Source organism: Bacillus sp. EB600 (assembly GCF_024494385.1).
GTDB lineage: Bacteria > Bacillota > Bacilli > Bacillales > Cytobacillaceae > JAEVLT01.
In genome coordinates this window covers 24,424-46,929 of sequence record NZ_JAEVLT010000032.1, presented here as the reverse complement: position 1 = coordinate 46,929, position 22,506 = coordinate 24,424, and the positions used below count along the sequence as shown (strand labels likewise).

Below are 22,506 nucleotides of genomic sequence, written 5' to 3'. Positions count from 1 at the left end.
TTGGTTATATTGAATTTATAACTTTCTAAGTCCGTTGTCAATTACTTTAGTTAATTTTTACTAATAAAAAATGTTTTATTCTAAATTTTATGAGGATTAGAGGCTTGATTCCATAATGAAAAACAAATCTTATTTTTCTTTATTTATCCTGATTAGTTCCATAGAACCAGGTTACCTTTGCTTCATCCCAAAATGATTGAGCTGAAATTGGTACTTTTATTTGTTCCATTGCGATTGCCCGGCGAATTTTTGCTTTGACTTCGCTATATGAGTAAATTTTCCCCTTTATCACTTTATGTAGCTTTATAATCGCGTATCCCTGCTTTTCTTTGATTGGTTTACTCCATTGACCGACTTTTAAATCCTTTGCTGCTTTTAGATAATCCGCAGGGTACTGTTCATCATCCTCACTAATAAAGCCAATGTCTCCACCCTGATTTGCAGAGAAAACATCGGTTGATCGTTCCATTGCCAAAGCAGAAAAACTGGATCCAGATGATAATTCCTGGTAAGCTTTCTTTGCTTCACTTTTCGTTTTTACGAGAATATGTGATAGGTGATAGGTAGTAGGAACGTAAAATTGGCTTTTATTTTTCTTATAATAGCTGCTTATCTCTTTATTTGAAACAATAACATCTTTTGTAAGAATCTCCTCAAGCAATAAGCTGCTTTTTATTTGCTCCTTCCACTTCTTCTCATCAATCGCCTTGCTTGGAGCAATATAAGCCGCTTGAGCCATTTTGAATTCCTGGTTAACCTCATTATCCGAAACTAATATATTCGATTTTGCCGCCACTTCGCTAATCACCTGTTGGTCAATCATATCTTTTAAGACATCTTTACCATACCTTGCTTCTAATTCGTTAAGCCATTCCTGCCGTGAAATGGACTGATCACCTATCGTAGCTACTTTTTCTGTGGGACCCATTCCATTTCCACCGTGGGATTTAGACAAAAAGTAAATAACGGTTAGGCAATTTAATAAAATAAGCCCGCCAATGATGAGCAAAAGGTCCTTCCCCCGCACTTCCCTCTCTCCCAACAGCTCTATCTATTTTGCTTCCTCTAGAAACGTTTCTAACTCTTCCCGAGAATAAATATACTTTTCATTGCAAAAATGGCAATGTGCTTCCGCCATTCCATCAGTTTCAATCATATCTGTAATTTCTTCTTTTCCAAGACTGATAATTGCGTCTCCAAATCGCTTCTTTGAACAGGTACACTCAAATTGGACAGGCATTTTGGCTAGGATATTAATATCTTCTTTTCCAAAAAGCCTTTCCAATATTTCTTCTGGAGTTAATCCTGCTTCAATTAATTTTGAAATGGGAGGAATCGTCTTTAAGCTTTCTTCGATTTTGGTAATGGTTTCATCTTCTGTACCTGGCATTAACTGAAGAATAAACCCGCCTGCTGCCAAAATAGTGTCATCAGGATTCACTAAAACACCGACGCCCACGGAGGAGGGAACCTGTTCTGAGGTGACAAAATAATAAGTAAAGTCTTCACCTAATTCTCCTGAGACAAGCGGTACCTGGCCTGTAAAATAATCACGGAGGCCTATATCCTTTACGACTGCTAAAGAGCCCGAAGTTCCTACCGCTCTTTTAACATCAAGCTTTCCATGCTCATTTGCTTCAAAGTCAACGTGGGGATTTTGGACATAACCGCGAACATCGCCTTTAGCGTTACTATCAACCAAAATATGACCTAGAGGACCGTCACCCTCTATCTTTATCGTCAGTTTTTCCTCCCCCTTAAGCATTGCACCCATCATCACACCAGCTGTCATCGACCGTCCTAAGGCCGCCGAGGCTGTCCGCCATGTTTGATGCCGACGCTGTGCTTCTGCAACAGTATCCGTAGTTCGTACCGCGTATGCTCTGACCTGCCCATCACAGGCAATTGCCTTTACAAGGTAATCATTCATCACTTATCTCCTTTCTAGCTGTCCTTTCTTATCATATCCATGTTACGCTTATAGATTAACTGTAACCCCTTTAATGTTAAAAAAGGATCAACAATATCAATCATGTCAGACTCTCGGGCAATTAACTGCGACAAGCCACCTGTAGCAATGACACTTGGTTTTTTTGCAGTTTCAGTTTCCTCTATCATTCGTCTTACAATACCCTCTACTTGGCCAACGTAGCCATACAGCACTCCTGACTGCATAGAGGCAACGGTGTTTTTGCCAATAACGCCCCCCTCTGGACATGCAATCTCAATTCTTGGAAGTTTCGCTGCTTTTGAATAGAGTGCTTCGGTCGAAATATTGATACCCGGGGCAATCGCACCGCCCATATACTGGCGATTCTCATTTATATAACAGAACGTAGTTGCCGTTCCAAAATCGATAATAATCAGCGGGCTTCCATATTCATAGATTGCAGCAACCGCATTGACAATTCGGTCAGCACCAACTTCACGAGGATTATCAACTTTTAGATCCAGACCCGTCTTAATTCCAGGCCCAACCACAATCGGTTTAACATTAAAGTATTTTTGACACATTCTCTCTAACGAAAACATGATTGGCGGTACTACGGAAGAAATAATAATCCCGCTTATTTGGGTGAATGAGAGGTTGGAAAAATCAAATAAGGACTTAATAACCATTCCATACTCATCCGCAGATCGGTTACGATCGGTTTCAATCCGCCAATGAAACTTCAACTCATCAAATTCATATACGCCTAAAACAATGTTTGTATTCCCGACATCAACTACAAAAATCAACTCAATCACCACTTTATCCAAAGTCTTTAATTTTCACTGCAAACATCATACCACAAATGCATTTATTCGTTAAAGTAAACAGCTGTTTAGTAATCGTTTCCAACAAAGGAGCCACTTCTTATTTTACCTCTAGAATAAAGTAAAAAGAGTGCTTCGCATTCGAAGCACTCTTTTTAGGATTAATTATTTTGTTGGTTTATCATTACTTTCAGAGGATGATTCAGAATCAGTTGACTCAGGTTTCGATAGGTCAACCTCTTCATCCTTTTTCGAATTAATGTTTACCTTTACATCATCTGTTTTCGACAATTCAGGGTGTAAAACCTTTGGCTTTTCCGGCAAATGACCATTGTCAATCAAATATTTAATTTGGTCTGCATCAAGCGTTTCCACCTCAAGAAGCGTTGTAGCAATAAGATTAAGCTTATCACGATTCTCTGTTAAGATCTGTTTCGCTTTTGCATAACATTCTTTAATAATTCTTTGCATTTCAAGGTCAATTTCATAAGCAATCGCATCTGAATAATTTTGATCATTGTTAATGTCACGGCCAAGGAAAACCTGACCACCTTGTGCCTGACCAAATTGCAATGGACCAAGCTTATCGCTCATGCCGTATTCAGTAACCATTTTTCGAGCCAGCGCCGTAGCACGCTGAAAGTCATTGTGTGCTCCAGTACTTACCTCTCCAAAGACAATTTCTTCAGATACACGACCGCCAAGAAGGCCGGTAATCTTATCCAGTAATTCTGGCTTTGTCATGAAATAGCGATCTTCCTTAGGAAGCATGACCGCATAGCCGCCAGCTTGTCCGCGTGGAACAATGGTAACCTTTTGGACAATTTCCGCTTCGTTCAGTACTAAACCGATAACAGTATGACCACCTTCATGGAAAGCAACAATATTGCGTTCTTTTTCGGAGATCACACGGCTCCTCTTCGCAACACCAGCAATGACACGGTCGGTTGCTTCATCAACATCATCCATATCGATTTTCTTTTTATTTCGACGGGCTGCGACTAAAGCAGCCTCATTCAATAAGTTTTCAAGATCCGCTCCAGAGAAGCCAGGCGTCCCTTTTGCAATTGCCCCTAATCTTACTGAATCATCTAAAGGTTTATTTCGGGCATGGACTTTAAGAACAGCCTCACGGCCAGTAACATCCGGACGGTCAACCGTGATTTGCCTGTCAAAACGGCCAGGACGCAACAAGGCTGGATCTAGGATATCAGGACGGTTTGTAGCTGCAATGATAATAATTCCCTCATTTACACCAAAGCCATCCATTTCAACAAGCAATTGGTTCAATGTTTGTTCGCGTTCATCATGTCCGCCGCCTAGACCAGCGCCCCGCTGGCGTCCAACAGCATCAATTTCATCAATAAAGATAATACATGGAGCATTTTTCTTTGCATTTTCAAACAAGTCTCGAACACGGGATGCTCCAACCCCAACAAACATTTCAACGAAGTCTGATCCACTGATAGAGAAAAATGGAACTCCTGCTTCTCCAGCAACTGCCCTGGCAAGCAACGTTTTTCCTGTTCCGGGAGGTCCGACAAGGAGCACTCCTTTTGGAATACGGGCACCCAGTTCAGCAAATTTCCGCGGGTCCTTCAAAAATTCTACTACCTCAATTAATTCCTGCTTTTCCTCATCTGCACCGGCTACATCTCTAAAACGGACCTTTTTCTTGTCATCGTTATAGAGTCTGGCTTTACTTTTGCCAAAGTTCATCACCCGGCTGCCGCCGCCTTGAGCCTGATTCAATAAGAAAAAGAACAAGATAAAAATAATCACAAACGGAATGATGGATGTAAAGAACGTTACCCAGCCGCTTGTTTCCTTGGCAGGTAAAACATCCACTTTAGCAGTTGCTGCAGCTTTATCAATTCGATCTTGAATTTTCTCGCTGCTTGGAATATAGGTTAAGAAGCTTTTACCATTATCAGATTGGCCACGTACCTCATAGACGCCCCGGTCAGGCTGCATAGAAAAGGACTTAACCTGGCCTTTTTCTAAATTGGAAACAAATTTATCATATGATATATGATCGGTTGGTTCATTGCTTCCGTTAAAAAAGCTAACCACACCTATAATGACTAAAAATATTAATAAATAAAAGATGGTATTACGGAAAATCCGGTTCATCCCTTACCTCCTCCCACGGTAGAAAAACTATACTAAATAGTATCATAGAAAATCATGGCAATACAAGGAATAACGCTCAAACAAATAAGACTTACATGATGGAATTAAATAAAGTGATTTACTATAGGTTTTGCTTAATTGTTGTTACTATATACTTCAGGTTTCAATATTCCGATATATGGCAAGTTACGATATTTTTCAGCGTAATCTAAACCATATCCAACAACAAATTCATTTGGAACATGAAACCCTACATAATCAGCTTCAATCTCACTCTTCCTTCCTTTTGGCTTATCAAGCAACGTAACAATTTTAACGGACTTTGCTTTTCGATATCGAAACAGTTCAACAAGGTAGCTTAAGGTTAAACCGCTATCAATGATATCTTCGATTATTAATAAATCCCTTCCCTCTACTGAAGTATCTAAATCTTTGAGGATTTTGACTTCCCCTGTAGAGACAGTTGAATTACCATAGCTGGAAACATCCATAAAGTCCATTTCCAAGAAGCAATCCATCCGCTTAAGTAAATCGGCCATAAAAGGCATAGCACCTTTTAACACTCCAATTGCTAGTGGGAATCGGTCTTTATACTCCTCTGTTAACTGCTGCGCTAACGACTTTATTTTTGCTTGAATCTCTTCCTCACTAACTAAAATCTTTTCAATATCATTTTCCATCAAAATTTTTCCTCCTAGAAGTCACTGCTTTTTATATGTAAGTTGGATATAATACCCTGATGTACTACCTATACCTTCAATTGCTGATTTTTTTAAACCTGGAAGCCAAAGAATACAGCCATCCTGATCCGTCACAACAGGCCATGTGTCCCTCTCCTGGATCGGGATTTTTAGATCAATAAAAATATCCTTAACCTTTTTTGAGCCGGACATTCCTTTTAACGACATTCGGTCTCCAGCTTTCCTAGTTCGGATTGTTAAGGGTAATGTAACCATATCCCGAGCAAACAAGGCTGTAAACCGATTTGGAATGGATGCTGGTAATTCAACATATTCCATGTTTATGGTTCCATGTTCAGGCAGATGAATCGTACCTGGTTCTATCAATTCAAATTGAAAGGATAGCGGTTTGTCTATGTTGAATTGAAAATGGCATTGCTGATAGGAACGAATAACCTTTAGTCCATTGGGAAGGTCTAGTGTTCCTGAAGGATGCGGCCGACTGATCATCGCAATAACCTGATGAATATGTATGGCCGAAAGTGAAGCAGGCCTTTCTTTGTAAAGATAGTTTAATATTAGTTGAATCCCTCTCCTTTGTAAAGGTATTGGCATTTTGAAAAAGCGTTTAATGTCAATGGCTATTTGTTGCGCTTCTCTTATTGTCATTACTGTATTCATGCTTTGGACAGTTAATTCCTGAAGATAGTCTTCATCACTTTGCGTTTCTTCGCTAAAACGTTGAAAATGTTCATGAACGTTTCTATTTTCCTCTTTTAAAAAAGGTAATACCACCTTACGAAAGCGATTTCTGCTATAAATACTTTCCTTGTTGCTTGGGTCTATACGAGGAACTAACTGATATTGGTCACAGTACTCCTCAATTTCTTTCTTTGTCAAGGCTAGAAATGGACGAAAGATTAAACCATTTTGAAAAGGACGCTGAAACGGAATTCCTGCTCTTGCCTTTCCAGTACTTCCCCTTGTAAAACGCATAAGAATGGTTTCAATTTGATCATCTCCATGATGGGCAAGTGCTAAATATGGATAATCATTTTCACTCATAACTTTAGCAAAAAATCCATAACGAGCATCCCTCCCCGCCACTTCGGCACTTTTTCCAGTTTCCTTCATTAGTTCCGGAACATTAATTTGTTCCATTTCAAATGGGATTGAGAACTGCTCACAATAATCTTTTACAAACAACGCATCCTGATAGGACTCCTCCCCGCGAAACATATGATCTACATGGGCAACGATAATGGAAAACCTCTGTTTTTCTTTTTGACCCTGTAGGTAATGTAACAACGCTAGTGAATCCGGGCCTCCCGAAACTCCAACAATGATTTTTTTGTTTTTTAATGAAAATAAATGTCTTTCTAGAAAAGCCTCTACCTTTGCTTCTAACATTTTACATTCTTCCTTACAATTATTATCTTTGCCTTTATTTTAATATTAGCTTTTATATTTATTTCTATTATCTACGAACAAAAATGATAATAGTTTCAAAAATTTATTAATTTCTAAACATAATATACAAAGTATATAAACAAACCATTAACAGCAAAATGAATAAGGTTTCAGCCCAGCCGCGGCTTTTCTTTTTTTTCTTATAGGTTTTTCTGGATGGGTATTGGTTTGCTTTTGGTTTGTTAAAACTTGCTTGTTTTGAAACGGACGGTTCAGGGGCGTTGTCAGAGACCTGTTGATTTGTTACCAGAGCAAGCAAGTCATCCCGCATTTGTTTAGCACTTTGATAACCGCCCTGAAGCGACCGTACAATTACTCGTTCAAAAGGAATAAGTTCTTGTTTTTGCCTTATTGCTTCCCTTAATTGTGAAATGCCCCCGGCTTTTTTTGAAAAACGGTTTGGGTAAGCAGTATTGATCATAATCATGCCGGCGGCAAATAAATCGTAGCTTGGCTCTGCTTTCCTTGAACCCAACCCCCAATAACCACGGTCATAAAACTCAGTGAATTCTTTTATAGCTCTGCCTTGAATCGTTGTTCCTCCTACATCAATACAGCGGATTCTACTCGGAGGTCCAGTAATAATCAGATTTTCCGGTTTCAAGTCACCAAAGACCCAGCCATTGTGATGAAGTGTTTCAAGATCTTTTAATAATTGAAGAAGTAAGACAACTGTCCAGGACTTTCCTTTTTGTCCAATAAAGGATAATAGGTTTGGACCATCTATATATTCCATTACATAAAAGGAGACACTAACTCGATTATTTAACCAATCATCTACATCAATCAAAGAAGGCCCGAGGGAAGACCCCTGGACCTTTGCAAAGGATTTGAGAACATTCACCTCGGTGGTTATCGAAATTCCGTTATCACTCATTTTTAACGCAACCCGTTTGCCCTTATGTTCAGCAAGATAAACAATTCCATTTGCCCCAAATCCCAGTTCTTTCACGATCATATACTTTTTTTGATGCCATTTCCCCAAAATAACCGTACCTGGATTGACCTTACATAGACTCTTCAAAGAATGATTCATCATCACGGGAAAGAAGACTCCTTCTCATAGAATGATTTTGATTGAATGAGGAAAGCGCAGCTCGAAGTGCCGGACCTGTTGGAGTAATCCCACCAGTTGTCAGCTGGGAAAAAATTTTCGTCAATGATTGAAGATTCGGCGTCCAATCCAATACCTTTTCGACGTCATTCTTTTTCCCGGGAAATACAAAGACGGAAAAATAGTTATCGCCTGACCTTGCATTTAAACTAAGTGAAAGGTCTACTAATGCTTCTTTTACGGTTGGCAGCTTTTGCCTCATACTTGCGCTGGTGTCCACAAGAATTAAAACATCTAATTCGATCGTTTCACCCAACTCATCGACCACCTCGATCACCTCACCCCTCTTTTCAGGAGGAAGATCATCTAGTGTTTTTGACCGCCCGAGAATTTGCTGTAATTCCTTGTTTACCACCCCTTGAATCGTTTGTGTCATCGCTTTTCTTGTCACCATCTGTACCGTTTGCGAAAGCTGCTGGGCATAAACAATTTGGCTAACCCCTCCTCCTGATAGGGCAATGCTCTCAATTTCTTTTATTCCTTTTTCATCAATCATATCCTGTTCCATAACACCAATAACATTAACGGTAATTCCCTCTTCTCTAGCAAGTGCGGCCATCGCATTCGGATCTTCTCCTTGGTTGGAACAGCCATCTGTAATCAATAAAATTTGGCGGATTCTTCCTGTGTACATAGATTTTCCCCTCCATTTACCATGATGCTTCCATTTTCGACTGGACGGAAGAGATTTATACATAGAAAAGCGGAAGCGCCCTGGTCAGCGGCGTATGGCCTCCTCGAAAAAGCTAACGCTTTTTCTTCGTACGATGCTTATGCTGCCGAAGCGTTCCTTGTGGAGCGCTTCGACTGAGATAAAGGAAACACGAAGAGCCGGAGGCGCATTCGTGCTTGACTTATCGTAGGGCGGAGAGCGAAGGACACTAGACGCTAGGGCGCTGGCCGACTAAAAGCGCCGCCGTCCTGGCGGCAACGTCGGCACTAGCACATCCTGTGCGTCGAAGCTGGACATTTCTCAAAGTCAGGAATTATGCTCTTTTCTTAAACTTTTCGACAGGAATGGATGCCCATTTAGGTGTATTGTGTTTAATCTTTGCTACAGTAACAGTCATATCATCCTCAATTAGTCCCGAGCGTGAGCGAATAACCTCCTCCATGATTAAGTCAGCAACCTCCTGCGGGTCTTCTGTTTCAAGCTCCTGGATTTTTCTTTTCATCCATGCATCATAATTTTCAACATGCTTTGGACCTTCAAACACGCCATCACTCATCATAATCAGCAGGTCACCCGCCTTTAATTGCTGACTGACAACATCCACTTCAAATTCTTGAAGGATTCCCATCGGCAGGTTGCTGGCCTGAATCTTAATAATCTTATTTCCCCGCTTTATAAAACTTGGCGTCGATCCAATCTTAAGAAATTTGGTCGCTGCATTTTGCAAATCAATCATCGCGAGGTCTAAAGTTGAAAATATTTCATCCGTTGTTCGCAACGAAAGAACGGAATTGACTGATTTTATTGCAACCTTTTCCTCTATCCCTGATTGTAAAAACTTTTGGAGGAGCTGCAACGTCTCTTTGCTTTCATAATGGGCCCTTTCCCCATTTCCCATCCCATCGCTGATTGCAATCGCATATTTCCCACAGCCGATTTCAATCATCGAATAGCTATCACCAGAAACAAGACCGCCATCCTTTGCTGCATGAGCAACACCCGTTTCAACCACAAAGGCCTTTGAAGAACGAAATGTAGCTTGACAGAAACCATTTGGATAGGGGGAAGACTCCTCCGTACTGACAATGATTGATTCCCCTAAAATATCTGTCAGCAATGGGGCAATTAGTTTTTCGCATTCACCATGATCATTGCCGAAAGGAAGAATGATATCAATATCAACATTTCCCTTTTCTAAGCTATAGATCTCAACCTGCTCGATCTGAATGCCAAAGTCTTGGAGCGCCTCCATAATTTGTTCTTCCTGTCTATGATGATTTTCCCGTTCTCGCTGAATTTCCTTGGCGAAATTATCCATCACCTCAGAAACACCGAGCAATTGGTCTGCTACTAACTTTCTACTTTCCTTCACTTGTTTTTTTAACTTTTGGTTTGCCTGGAAAAAGGTTAATTCCTGTTGGATCACCTCAATCACTTTTTTTGATCGTGTACAATGCTTCTCCCATTCTCTCGTTAATTTCCCTGAAATATTTCCATCATTTTGATCCATTTCATGAATAATATCTTCCATATATTCATATGTTGTATTAAAATTCCTTGACCAGCAATGGTCTTTTTTGAAACACGTCTGACACGTTTTTTCTGTAACATTACTTAAGAAATAATCTAATTCCCGATCTCCCTCCTGATCTGGCTGCTGTTCATTACTTTGTGTAAAGCTTTTTGATAGAGCTTGAAAAACACTTGAAAACTGGGAAACTCGCTGTGCAGTAACATCTCTCATTTTCCGCATATATTTTTGCTGTTCGGCCATATGTTCCGGTGTACCCGGGATATATTTTGCAAGCCTGGAAATAAGTGCCTTCGGGGTGAGGAGAAATATAGCAATTGCTGCAGTCGATTCAAATACGTTGAGTAAAATTGACCCGCCTCCTTCGCCGTACATACCAATCAAAAGCGTGGCAATTATCAAGCCGACTGAAACGCCAAGTTTTTTACCCTCCTTCAATAGCCCTCCTAATACTCCAGCGAAGGCTAATAAACTCATATTGTAGAAGCTTGATACATTTGCAAGACTAAAGATTAACCCTGTTACAACACCAACTGTTGAACCTACTGTTGCTCCGGCAACATAGGAAAATACCAATACCAGGTAACGGGACATGATATGCTCAACGGAGAGGCTATAAACTACCCAGCCAATAGTACCTGTCATAATTGACGCAAGCATAATGATGACACAGACAATCTCTTCTGTTTTTAAAGGTTGTCTCCGTTTATTCCAAGTTAAGAGTGGAATACTTTGCAAAAAAATGAGGGTTAGAATAAAAGCGAGCCCTGCTTGTACTCCTGTCATAATCGCATCGTATAAGGATAATTGACCGGTGGTAATAAATGTTTCCGTCAGCTTCCCGGCTGCTAGAATGATACTTACATAGACAGGCAGTGCCTTCACTTCATTTTTCAACCATTTTTTTGTCACTCGATATATAAATAGAAATAAAAAGGAAATTGCAAAGGTTGACGCTGCATTTGCATACGAAATCGTGACAGCCCCTGCTACTAATCCTACCAATGCCAGTGGTGCCCAATCCTTTTTAACAAAGAACACAACAGCAAAAAAAGGCAGACTGAACGGTGTAAGCTTTGATAGAATCAGAGCACGTCCAAGCAAAAACCCAACCAACAATATGAGATATCCCTTCCTAATCAGAAGGTTTTCTATTTTTAATCGTAATTTCTTCATACTATTTGATAGGTCCATTTTCGATGACTGAAAGTTAACTTCGCCTATTGGATCTATTAAACTTCGTTCTACCTTTGCCATATCCACACTCCCTATCACCATATTGTTTTCACTATTATAAAAGTGGAATCTCCAGAAGATTGTCATAAGAGCAGATAATTATCAATAATTTGTTCGACTTTATTATTCAAAATATTCTGACTTTGACAAAAATCAATGCAATTCTTCAAAAATACGTTGACAATATTTTTTAATCTATGTATTATATCTATTGTGTCTTAAATAATTTTGGCGGCGTAGCTCAGCTGGCTAGAGCGTACGGTTCATACCCGTAAGGTCGGGGGTTCGATCCCCTCTGCCGCTATAACTAAAAGAAGCACCATTGCCGGTGCTTCTTTTTTAAAAACAAAAAAGACAAGCCGTTTGGACCCGTCTATTCAAAAGCTGCTATTTATTTCAGTAATAAGCAGAAAGTTAACCTCGTCTAGCCCCTCTTCCACCACGCTTAGACTCAGTATTTCGTTTTAAGGAAGATAATCGATCCTCGCTATCTTTTAAAAACTTCGCCATTTTCGTTTCAAAGTTTTCCGGTTTAGGAGTATTACGATCATTTGCTCTACCCTGACGAGGACGTTGGGAATGCGAATGCGAGTGTGAATGTGGTTTTTGACCTTCTGGGCGATCCTTTGCTTTTTTAATGGATAATCCAATCTTCCCATCTTTCTCAACATTGATGACTTTTACTTCAACCTGGTCGCCAACTTTAAGATGATCATTAATATCCTTGACATAATTATCAGCAACCTCACTAATGTGAACAAGTCCTGTTGAACCCTCCGGCAGTTCCACAAACGCTCCGAACTTTGTAATCCCTGTTACTTTTCCTTGTAACTTGCTGCCTACCTCAATTGACATAAAAAGAATGTTCCTCCTTAAAATATAAAAAATCATACTTACTATATATTATACAGAAAGAAAAAAATTAGTGTCAATAAGACATCATCTTGGTTCACTTTTCTTTATTTGAGTCAGGTATATTAAAGATAATTTCATCCTTATTTGATAAAAAGTATTCCTTCCTGGCAAGTTTAGCAATATAGTCATCATTATTTAAATTTGAAATTTCTTCTTTTAGTGATTTCTGCTGATTTTTCAATGAAACTAGCTTTTCATCCAGCGCCTTCTTTTGCGAAGTCTTATCTTCTAAAACAGAGGCTTGTGAAAGGATGCTGGAGATCAAAAAATAAGAAACAAATAACGCAAAACCAAAAAATACAGAAAGCCGTCGTAGCAGTTTTTTCTTTCTCCTAGCCGCTGCATTTTCGCTAAATTCTTGCTGCTGGACATAGGTAGTTTCAATTTTGGCTACTTTCTTTTGTTGGATGGCACCCATACCTTCACTCCCCTCTCATTTATCTTGCTTTTTCCATTTCTCTAGCCACTTATTAATAATATTCTTGATTCCCTTAAAATTTCCTGCCGTTCTATTATATAACTTCTCGACGGTTTTTTTAATCCCCTTCGGCAACATTTTCCAAAAAATTAATACTATTTTTTTAACCACATTTAAAATGAACTTTATGATGAATAATACCACCCTAAAAACAAATTTGACAAGGGAAATAAGACCCCTGCCAACAAGTAAAATGGTGAATATAGCAAGTTGAATAAGCCCGTTGACTGGTTTAAAGACAAGTAATAAAATTAATTTTTTCAGAAAGTTATACAACGAAATGAAAGATCGAATCAACACTTCCAGTACTCTTAAGTAAATACCCCTAAGCAGACTTTGATAGGCGGCAAACCCGCATACAAGGGCAATAAAAATATAGAACCTAATTTCACCCTTATTAATAAGAAATAATATATAAAATATAAGTAATGCTTGAATAATCCAAAAAAGAATATCGTTTAAAAAAACAAGCCAATGTTTTCGTCTTGAACGGTGCAAAAAGCGCTGATACGTATCAAGCATGCTTCCAAACAACGCTCCCATTCCAATCATCGAAAGCATTGTTAAAAATTGTGTCGATAGTGTCATCGGAATAACTTGCTAAAGAAGCCTTTAGCCTTCTCCCCATGCTGATCCTCTAAATAAATCAACTCAAAAATTTTCCCTTTTATCGAAACAATCCCTTTGTCAACATCCAGATTTTTCATTTGTAGGTTTTGCCCTTTTATTGCTAAAAAGCCCATCACTGTTTCTAGTAAGAATTCTTCGTTATCAAAACTTTCGACTTGTTTAACACCAGTTATTTCGAGTAACTTTCTCCCTCTCATGATCACATCATGGTCAGGAACACTACTCTTAGACGGGTTTGCTTCATAATATTGGCTCATCCTCATCCCTCACAATCACTTTGTACAACCTTTTTGTACATTTTTATGTGAGAAGAAAGAAAAATAGAACAAGCGGTAAGAAAAGTGGAAGCATCCGTTTAGCGACGTATGGACTGGAGCACACCGACTGAGATAAGGTGAAACTTCAATCAGCAAGTGTTTATTCGTTGATTGTTAATTGAGCCAATCGGGTTTTAACGGGCAGTTGAGAATCTACTGCCCGTTAAAACGGGATAAAGGAAACACGGAGCTATAGTCGATTCGATGTTGACTTATCGTAGGGAGGTGAGCGAAGTACACTAGTCGCTGGGCGCTGGAACTGGACAGTTCTCAAAGCTCATACAGTTATATTTTGTCTAAGAAAAGCAACAGCGTCCTAAAAAAGAACGCTGCTCAATGTCCTGCTATTTGATAAAGTGATCCGTTGGGTCACCAATTTTCTCATCTTTTAAGATGGTATACATTTCTGTTGCTTCTTCTTTTCGGGTTGTTTCCTTTATCTGGTCAACTCTTGCTGTCACTAATCTTTGCCCGAGTCGAATTGTTAATACATCCCCCGCCTTGACAATCGAACTGGCTTTGGCTTCTTTTTCATTAATCTTGATGCGTCCCTGATCCGATACTTCCTTCGCCAGCGTCCTTCGCTTGATTAAACGTGACACCTTTAAAAATTTATCTAAGCGCATTTTTACTTCCCCCTTTTCTTATAGTCCCTTTAGCTTTGCCTCATCCCAAAATTTATCTAGTTCCTGAAGTGAAAAGTCTGTAAACGCCCTGCCGCTTTTTGCTACCTGATTTTCGATAAACCGAAAGCGTCGGATAAACTTTTCATTTGTTGCAAATAAAGCCTCCTCTGGGTGGATCTTTAAAAAACGGGCAACATTGACAAAGGCAAACAATAGATCTCCAAACTCTTTTTTCGCAAACTCCGATTGTTCGCTCATTTCACTCAATTCAGCTTCGAATTCTTGAAGCTCTTCTTTGACCTTCTCCAGTGCAGGGGTTATTTCCTGCCAATCAAAGCCAACCTTTGCTGCTTTTTTTTGCAGTTCAAAGGCCCTAATTAAATTAGGCATTGATAATGAGACCCCTTCTAAAATGGATTCCTCCATCTCGCCCTTTTCCTTCTTCTTAATTTCCTGCCAATTTTGCAAAACCTCTTCTGTATTCTCAACCTTCGTGGATCCAAATACATGTGGATGACGCCGAATCATTTTCTCTGAAATTCCTTCAATAACTTCATCAATCGAAAAATACCCTTCATCTTCGCCAATTTGTGCGTGAAGCATCACTTGGAGAAGCACATCACCAAGCTCTTCAATCAAATGATTGATATCACCACTGTCAATCGCGTCGATCACCTCAAACGTTTCTTCAATAAGGTACTTTTTCAATGACTCATGGGACTGTTCTTTATCCCACGGGCAGCCCTCCGGCCCTCTTAACACCGCAATAATTTCCCGTAGCTTTGAAAAATTTTTTAAGAGGATTTTTTCATCCTTGACCGGAGGCACATAAACTGAGGTAAGATTATTCACCTTTACATGGCGATCCAGTTCATATAACGATACCTGACTGATCTCCTCTTCTTTACTTCCGGCAGCCGTTACAATCGTAACAGGATAATCATCCGGGTATCTATCCATTAAGGTTAATTTCACTTCTGATGCAACAAATTGATCATATACCTGACTGATAAAAATATGCTGGCTTTGCTGAAAATCTTCCGCCTTTAATGAAGTGCCATCGAGAAGCTGAAATCCGTCAATTGGGTCAATTTTTAATGCCTGAAACAAAGCATCAACAAAGCTTTGCCCACCGCCAATAATAACCTTGACTCCAGCGTTTGAGCCTCTTTCAAGCAGCAGTTGAACAGTCCGTTCTGCCACAAGTGGATGTCCAGGTACCCCATAAACAACCTCTTCGGTCTCAGCTTTTTTCAAAAGAATCTCAGCAATTTCCTCATAAACAGCCTCAAATTGTTGATGCTTTTCATAGATAGAATCAAACGATGTATACGATAATCCCTCTTTTTCTAGTTCAGGTATGACGGGATGCTCTTTTGTACGCAAATATAAATGCTGAGCCTGCATTATTTTTTTATAGACTCCAAACGGCAGCTGGTCTAGGTCTCCAGCACCGAGACCAATGATTTCAATTTTTTTCGCCATATTTTCGACTCCTATCTGAATGCTTTAAAAACATTGCTAATTTACTGCCAAACGGAAATAAAGAAAGATCCTCCTCGGAAAAAACATCGCTCCTAACCACAATCCCTAAAAACAGCAAGCCACCAAATAGGGCGGCACTCACCGCTTGAAACGTCTCTGCTATTCGAACAGAAACAAATAATCCATGCAGTACACTTGTTATGGCGAGATAACCTTTTAAAAATAGAATCATCACGATAACAGCAAGAATCACAGACCGAAAAAATTTCCACGTAAAAAGCGGCCTGCCAATTATTGTTCTTAATTTAATACTCATGATTACACTTAGCAATGCTAAAGTAATAATTGTCGACACAGCAGCTCCCATCGTTTCAAATTGAGGTACTAGCAACAAATTGAGCCCATATTTTATTGGAAAACCAATCACAATCACGATAGCGGGAAACAGCAGTTTTTCTAAGCCCTGCATAATTGCGGTAATTGTTGAAATGATTGACGTAAATAAAATGACGAACCCTAATACACCAAGGACCGAAGAACCTATATTGTTTTCAAAAAGCATCGTATTAGTCGGCTCAATAATGGCCCACAGCCCTGCAGAGGCACCAGCCCCAATGACAATACTAATCTGTAGTGCTAATTTAATTTTATCTAATAGGTATTCAGGTTTTTTCTTTAATCTTTCACTTGTAATAATCGGAACAAGTGATAGCGACATCGATGTCGCTGCAACAGTACCCATTTGAATTAATGGCTGCCCACGATCAAAAATCCCTTTTAAGCTTTTTGCTGCTTCTTTTTCAATCCCACTTGAGACCAGTAGGGAATATAGGTTCATAGCATCTGCCATCTGCATAAAAATCAAGAGCATCCCGCTGATACAAATCGTCAGCCCCTGAAAAATCAACGCTTTATAAATCCAGCCCGAGCCTGTTAACAAGTTTTTTATAGACTTTCTACTTAAGCTTAACCATTTCCATTCTTTACGAATCGAAAAAAAAGTAAACAAGATAATCACAGAAACTATGCTTCCTGTAATTGATCCAAACATTGCTCCCCCGCCAACGAGATATAACGAATAGCCCTTTTGCATAAATATGTATGACAAAATAATAATCGTAAGAACACGGGTGGATTGCTCCCCTACCTGTGAGATCGCAGTCGGAACCATATTTCCTTTTCCTTGATAATAGCCTCTTATTAATGAAACAAGCGGAAACAGTAAAAAGACAAGCGAAACAACCTTTAATAAAATAGCTAAATTGGGGTCTTTCATAAGAAGAGCTATTTTACCGGAGCCAAAATAAAGGATCATGAAGCAAATCAATCCAAACAGTTGAAGAAATATAAATGATATCAATAGAAAACGACGGGCACCATCAAGATCTTTTTTTTCTGCAAATTCAGCATACATTTTTGAAATAACGACGGGAAAACCAGTTGTTGTTAAAACTACGGCTGCCCCGTAGAAGGGGTAAACCTGCTGATAAATATAAAAACCTACATCCCCAACAATATTTTGAAAGGGGATTCGGTAAAACGCACTTAATATTTTTGTGATAAGAGCAGCGATCGTTAACACCAATGCTCCTTTAAATAAGTCCTTCGATTGATTCACGTGCTTCAGAGTGCGCCTCTCCTTCCCCTAACAATATAACGAGTTCACATCACAAATCGAACATAAAAAAACGTTTACAGTATCGTCCTTGCCAATAAAGGCGGTATGAGCAGAGCCAGCCTTCGCTTTATTTGAGTCACAAACATAGATATTTCCACCATCTAGGACATCCAGATTTACTTTTGCGCGCTCCGCTCCTTTACCAAGTAAACTCTGGAATATTATAGCATAGGAAACGTGGCCAATAACTGTTATGAAAGAAAAAAAGCGTAAGCGCCCGTTTAGCGCACGACAGGACTGGAGGACACTGACTGAGATAAAGGAAACACGAAGAGCGTTAGCGATTCGATGTTCATAGGGAAGTGGGCGAAGTACACTAGTCGCTGGGCCCTGGCCGACTATGAGCGCCGCCTTCCTGGCGTCAACGTCGGCACTAGCACTTCCTCGAAAAAGCTAACGCTTTTCCTTCGTGCGATGCAAAGCTGTCGAAGCGTTCCTTGTCCTGTGCGTCGAAGCTAGACAACGAAAAAAGACAGCATTTCTGCCGTCTTTACTCGTAAAGAAAAGGAGATCTTTGTTAACTTTCCATCTGTCGTGCTAAGAATCCGGCCGCTGTTTCAACTGCCTTATGTTCCACCTCTCCAAGACTTCCTTCCTTAGAGAAAATGATGACAGCTCCAATTGGATCACCATTTGCAATAATCGGGCCAATTGTATAGGCTGAAATGGTTTCTTCACTACCATCAGACAAGGAAAAATTTTCTTGCTGGTTCATAATCACGGAATTACGGTCTTCCATTGTCTTTTCAACCATATCACTTATATTTTTATTTAAATAATCCTTTTTAGAGCCCCCAGCTACAGCTATATAAGTATCTCGATCGCAAATTAAAACAGGATTCCCAAGGCTATCAAAAAGTGCTTCTGCATATTCCTTCGCAAAATCACCCAACTCACTGATTGGCGAATATTTTTTTAGTATAACTTCCCCATCACGATCCACAAAAATTTCCAACGGATCCCCTTCGCGTATCCTCAGGGTTCTGCGGATTTCTTTAGGAATGACAACACGACCCAAATCATCGATTCGACGAACAATACCAGTTGCTTTCATCCAATGTTGCCTCACTTTCATCTGATGATTGTTTTTCAGTTAGTAATGATAATCTTTCCTTTGCTTGTACTAATCACCAATCTTAAAGATAGTATCTTTCAACTGGAAAGTTCTATACACAATCGATGTATTTTTTTACATTTTCGTGTCTATAATCCTAATTTCGAATAAAAACCTATTTTATCGAATTTTCCTGTTTCTTTTTAGCAGGTGCAAGACTTTTAATCAATTCAAATGTTTTATTGAGCCACTGTGCAGTCTCAATTCCTTTTATATGAAGGACCATTTTCAGTCTTTTTCCATCCATCCCTAAACTAATTATTCTTCCAAATTGAGTGTTTATGTTTGATATTAAAGATCCTTCAATTTTGCTGCTGGCATCCTCCGTTAAGAAAACGCTGATCTCCTGTTTCACCTGTTTAACAAGCTCAACCCCGGCCTGCACTGCATAAACCTTCATCTCAGCAATTTGGAATAAATAGGCGACCTCATCCGGATATTCCCCAAAGCGGTCAAGCATTTCCTCTTTCAGTTCTTCAATATCCTCAAAGTCAATGATGCCCCTGAATCGTTTATACATCTCAATTTTCTGATGACCGTCTTTAATATAAGCGTCAGGGATATAGGCATCAATTTCAAGATCAATCTCAACAGTTGGCCTACTATCCGTCTTAAGATCACTCTTTCTTGCTTCAATTGCTTCTTTTAGCATTTGTGAGTATAGATCAAAACCAACAGAATCAATAAATCCATGCTGCTGAGATCCTAGTAAATTACCCGCACCGCGGATTGAGAGATCGCGCATTGCGATTTTAAACCCAGACCCTAATTCCGTAAATTCTTTAATAGCCTGGAGGCGTTTTTCAGCAACCTCTGTTAAAACCTTATCCTTCCGATAAGTAAAATAAGAATAGGCAACACGGTTAGAACGTCCGACCCGGCCGCGAAGCTGGTACAGCTGAGACAGGCCCATTTTATCCGCATCAAAGACAATTAGTGTATTCACATTAGGAATATCAACACCTGTTTCAATAATTGTCGTACTCACAAGTACATCAAAATCACCGGCCAAAAAGCCAAGCATAACAGCTTCCAATTCATTTTCTGTCATTTGACCGTGGGCATAGGCGACACGAGCGTCAGGAACAAGCATCGTGATTTCCTCAGCTTTTCGCTCAATATCTTCTACCCTGTTATATAAAAAGTATACTTGTCCGTCCCGGGCGAGTTCCCGCTCTATCGCTTCCCTAACAAGTGATCCATTATACTCCATCACGTATGTCTGGACTGGAAAACGATTTTCAGGAGGAGTCTCAATAACCGATAAGTCCCTGACCCCAAGCATGGACATATGTAGAGTCCTTGGAATTGGCGTTGCTGTTAAGGTTAATACATCTACATTTGTTTTTAATTTTTTAATTTTCTCTTTATGTGTAACTCCAAATCGCTGCTCTTCATCGATAACTAACAATCCAAGATCACGATAGACAATGTCCTTTGACAGCAGGCGATGCGTTCCAACGACAATATCGACTGTACCCGCTTTCAAACCCTTCATTGTCTCTGTTTGCTGTTTCTTCGTCCGAAAACGGCTTAGCAAACCAATCGTAATTGGATAGTCCTGAAATCTTTCCCGTAATGTTTCATAATGCTGCTGCGCTAAAATCGTCGTAGGGACAAGAATCGCCACTTGCTTACCATCTGCAATCGCTTTAAAAGCTGCCCGAATTGCTACTTCGGTTTTCCCATACCCGACATCACCGCAAAGCAGGCGATCCATTGGACGTGGTCTTTCCATATCCTTCTTAATTTCGAGAATGGAACGAAGCTGATCCTCTGTTTCCTGGTATTGAAATGAAGACTCAAATTCCCGTTGCATATCGCCATCCGGGGAAAAGGCATGCCCGACAGCTGCTTCACGTTCGGCATATAGCTTAATTAAATCATCAGCGATATCCTCAACAGATGACTGAACCTTTTTCTTTACCTTTTTCCAATCGGTTCCACCAAGTTTATATATTTTAGGCTCTTTTCCTTCAGAACCAACATATTTTTGCACAAGATCAATTTGTTCAATCGGAACATACAGCTTGTCTGTTCCTTGATAACGAATATGAAGATAATCCTTATGGACTCCATTAATAACAAGTGTTTCAATCCCTAGGTATTTCCCAATTCCGTGATTGACATGAACGACATAATCTCCAATTTTTAATTCAGAGTAATTTTTAATTCGCTCCGCATTTGATAGTTTTTGACGTCTTGCACTCTTTTTTATCCGTTTATTAAAAAGCTCCTCTTCAGTGATAATCGCAATTTTTTGAATGGAAAGTTCAAACCCTGTTTGAAGGTTCCCCTTAATAATTTGCACTTTACCCGGGATAAGCTTTTGATCTTCTGCTACCAGTGAAGCCTCAATCTCATAATCCTCTAATACCCGTTCAAGCTTTTTGACTCGTTCCTCATCAGGTCCCAAAAAAACAATCGAATAATGACTCTTTTTCCACCTATCTACCTCTGCTTTTAGTAAATGCATTTGGCCATGGAAATTTTGCATTTGTTTGCAAGCCATATTAATAATATTCTGCGGGCTTGTATTGGCCACGTGACGTAAAAATAACGACATATATAAAACGGGGAAAATGTTTTTATGCATTAAACTAGGAAGGTCATGGGATATTTTTACATCATGGATGATTTGGCCTTCACTTAATAACGATGTGTACCATTCTGCCTCTTCCTTTTCAAGTGAATCATTCATTTCTTGAACCCTGCTTAATTCATCAATGATCATAACGCCGTTCTTGGGAAGGTAGTCTAGTAAACTAGTAGCTTGATCATCTAAAAGCGATAGGTATTTAAAGATTTGATCCGGCTTATGCCCGTTTCGAAGCTGTTCGATTTCAAAGCCAATATTCTGCGAAAGCAGCAACTTTTCTTTATCATTCTTTAATTTTCTCAAGCTCCGAGAAAGTCCATCCTCTAGCTTTCCAATCAAAAGGCTGTATTGTTTATCTTCAAGAATTACCTCTGTCGATGGTCCAATTGTGATTTCACTCATTTTCTCTTTTGAGCGCTGATCGTCGAGTGAAAAGGACCGGATGGAGTCAATTTCTGTATCGAACAATTCTATTCGTAATGGGTTTGATTCTGTAATTGGATATATATCAATGATGCCGCCCCTTACACTAAATTCACCCGGAGTTGAGACCATTTCCGCTCTGACATATCCCATTTTTACAAAGAGGTTTAGCATCTCATCAACATGAATATCTTCACCGACTTTTAACCGAAGCTGATACTTTTTCCATAACGACTTTTGCGGCAGGATTTTTCTTAGCCCCGCAACCGGAACAATCAATATTCCACGTTCATTTGTACTCAAATAATTTAGTGCTTCAATTCGCTGTGCTTTTAACTCTGGACTGGCGATACTCATCTCCGCCGCAATTAACTCATTAGCTGGATACAAAAAGACTTCTTTTTCACTTAATAGATTCACAATATCATCGTAAAGCTTTTGTGCTTGTAATAGATTATGTGTAACCAATAGGATTGGTCTTTTCATTTGTTCATACATAGACGCAACAAACACAGTCCGAGCTGAACCAGATAACCCTGAAACAAGCTGCTCCTTAAGGCCTTCATTCATTCCAGCCATAATCAAGCGAAAATCATCCTGCCCGAGAAATAATGATTTAAGACCCTTCATAATTTGTGTATCCTCCT

At 39.5% G+C, this 22,506-nt stretch carries 18 protein-coding genes and 1 tRNA gene; 1 reads left to right on the top strand and 18 read right to left on the bottom strand.

Annotation, left to right across the window (positions count from 1 at the left end; all coding sequences use genetic code 11):
• Window positions 1-139 precede the first annotated feature (139 nt).
• From JN080_RS22375 to spoIIE, 9 genes are all read right to left on the bottom strand, one after another.
• On the bottom strand, window positions 140-1,027 hold the full coding sequence (locus tag JN080_RS22375) for a peptidyl-prolyl cis-trans isomerase (RefSeq protein ID WP_256238193.1): 888 nt from the start codon (window positions 1,025-1,027) through the stop codon (window positions 140-142).
• Between the two features lie 24 nt (window positions 1,028-1,051).
• On the bottom strand, window positions 1,052-1,930 hold the full coding sequence (hslO, locus tag JN080_RS22370) for an Hsp33 family molecular chaperone HslO (RefSeq protein WP_256238192.1): 879 nt from the start codon (window positions 1,928-1,930) through the stop codon (window positions 1,052-1,054).
• A gap of 14 nt (window positions 1,931-1,944) precedes the next feature.
• Complete coding sequence (locus JN080_RS22365) at window positions 1,945-2,739, bottom strand: type III pantothenate kinase (RefSeq protein ID WP_256238191.1); 795 nt, start codon at window positions 2,737-2,739, stop codon at window positions 1,945-1,947.
• Between the two features lie 183 nt (window positions 2,740-2,922).
• Window positions 2,923-4,890: an ATP-dependent zinc metalloprotease FtsH gene (ftsH, locus tag JN080_RS22360; protein ID WP_256238190.1), complete on the bottom strand. Its 1,968-nt coding sequence runs from the start codon at window positions 4,888-4,890 to the stop codon at window positions 2,923-2,925.
• 134 nt (window positions 4,891-5,024) lie between these two features.
• On the bottom strand, window positions 5,025-5,573 hold the full coding sequence (gene hpt / locus JN080_RS22355; RefSeq protein ID WP_256238189.1) for a hypoxanthine phosphoribosyltransferase: 549 nt from the start codon (window positions 5,571-5,573) through the stop codon (window positions 5,025-5,027).
• Between the two features lie 18 nt (window positions 5,574-5,591).
• Window positions 5,592-6,980: a tRNA lysidine(34) synthetase TilS gene (gene tilS / locus JN080_RS22350; RefSeq protein ID WP_256238187.1), complete on the bottom strand. Its 1,389-nt coding sequence runs from the start codon at window positions 6,978-6,980 to the stop codon at window positions 5,592-5,594.
• Between the two features lie 106 nt (window positions 6,981-7,086).
• Window positions 7,087-8,079, bottom strand: a complete 993-nt coding sequence (locus JN080_RS22345; RefSeq protein ID WP_256238202.1) for a serine/threonine-protein kinase — start codon at window positions 8,077-8,079, stop codon at window positions 7,087-7,089.
• Complete coding sequence (locus JN080_RS22340; RefSeq protein ID WP_256238186.1) at window positions 8,048-8,788, bottom strand: VWA domain-containing protein; 741 nt, start codon at window positions 8,786-8,788, stop codon at window positions 8,048-8,050. The genes JN080_RS22345 and JN080_RS22340 overlap by 32 nt, the downstream gene beginning before the upstream one ends.
• A gap of 352 nt (window positions 8,789-9,140) precedes the next feature.
• Window positions 9,141-11,615: a stage II sporulation protein E gene (gene spoIIE, locus JN080_RS22335; RefSeq protein WP_256238185.1), complete on the bottom strand. Its 2,475-nt coding sequence runs from the start codon at window positions 11,613-11,615 to the stop codon at window positions 9,141-9,143.
• Window positions 11,616-11,824: 209 nt separating this feature from the next.
• Between spoIIE and JN080_RS22330 the strand changes: the two genes are divergently transcribed.
• Window positions 11,825-11,898, top strand: a tRNA-Met gene (locus JN080_RS22330).
• Window positions 11,899-12,008: 110 nt separating this feature from the next.
• On the opposite strand, the gene JN080_RS22325 is transcribed toward JN080_RS22330, so the two are convergent.
• From JN080_RS22325 to mfd, 9 genes are all read right to left on the bottom strand, one after another.
• On the bottom strand, window positions 12,009-12,449 hold the full coding sequence (locus tag JN080_RS22325; protein ID WP_256238184.1) for a S1 domain-containing RNA-binding protein: 441 nt from the start codon (window positions 12,447-12,449) through the stop codon (window positions 12,009-12,011).
• Between the two features lie 94 nt (window positions 12,450-12,543).
• Complete coding sequence (locus JN080_RS22320) at window positions 12,544-12,927, bottom strand: FtsB family cell division protein (RefSeq protein ID WP_256238183.1); 384 nt, start codon at window positions 12,925-12,927, stop codon at window positions 12,544-12,546.
• 15 nt (window positions 12,928-12,942) lie between these two features.
• Window positions 12,943-13,575, bottom strand: coding sequence for a spore cortex biosynthesis protein YabQ (gene yabQ, locus JN080_RS22315; RefSeq protein WP_256238182.1), 633 nt, complete (start codon window positions 13,573-13,575; stop codon window positions 12,943-12,945).
• Complete coding sequence (yabP, locus tag JN080_RS22310) at window positions 13,572-13,874, bottom strand: sporulation protein YabP (RefSeq protein ID WP_256238181.1); 303 nt, start codon at window positions 13,872-13,874, stop codon at window positions 13,572-13,574. The genes yabQ and yabP overlap by 4 nt, the downstream gene beginning before the upstream one ends.
• Window positions 13,875-14,278: 404 nt before the next feature.
• Complete coding sequence (locus tag JN080_RS22305) at window positions 14,279-14,560, bottom strand: RNA-binding S4 domain-containing protein (RefSeq protein ID WP_256238180.1); 282 nt, start codon at window positions 14,558-14,560, stop codon at window positions 14,279-14,281.
• An 18-nt stretch (window positions 14,561-14,578) separates the two neighbouring features.
• On the bottom strand, window positions 14,579-16,045 hold the full coding sequence (yabN, locus tag JN080_RS22300; RefSeq protein WP_256238179.1) for a bifunctional methyltransferase/pyrophosphohydrolase YabN: 1,467 nt from the start codon (window positions 16,043-16,045) through the stop codon (window positions 14,579-14,581).
• Window positions 16,029-17,663 carry a putative polysaccharide biosynthesis protein gene (locus JN080_RS22295; protein ID WP_309144710.1) on the bottom strand — a complete coding sequence of 545 codons (1,635 nt, stop codon included), beginning with the start codon at window positions 17,661-17,663 and terminating at the stop codon, window positions 16,029-16,031. Before JN080_RS22295 ends, yabN begins: the two co-directional genes overlap by 17 nt.
• 577 nt (window positions 17,664-18,240) lie before the next feature.
• Complete coding sequence (gene spoVT / locus JN080_RS22290; RefSeq protein ID WP_256238178.1) at window positions 18,241-18,777, bottom strand: stage V sporulation protein T; 537 nt, start codon at window positions 18,775-18,777, stop codon at window positions 18,241-18,243.
• A 175-nt stretch (window positions 18,778-18,952) separates the two neighbouring features.
• Window positions 18,953-22,489 (bottom strand): transcription-repair coupling factor, encoded by a 3,537-nt coding sequence (gene mfd, locus JN080_RS22285; RefSeq protein WP_256238177.1) that lies wholly within the window; start codon window positions 22,487-22,489, stop codon window positions 18,953-18,955.
• Window positions 22,490-22,506 lie beyond the last annotated feature (17 nt).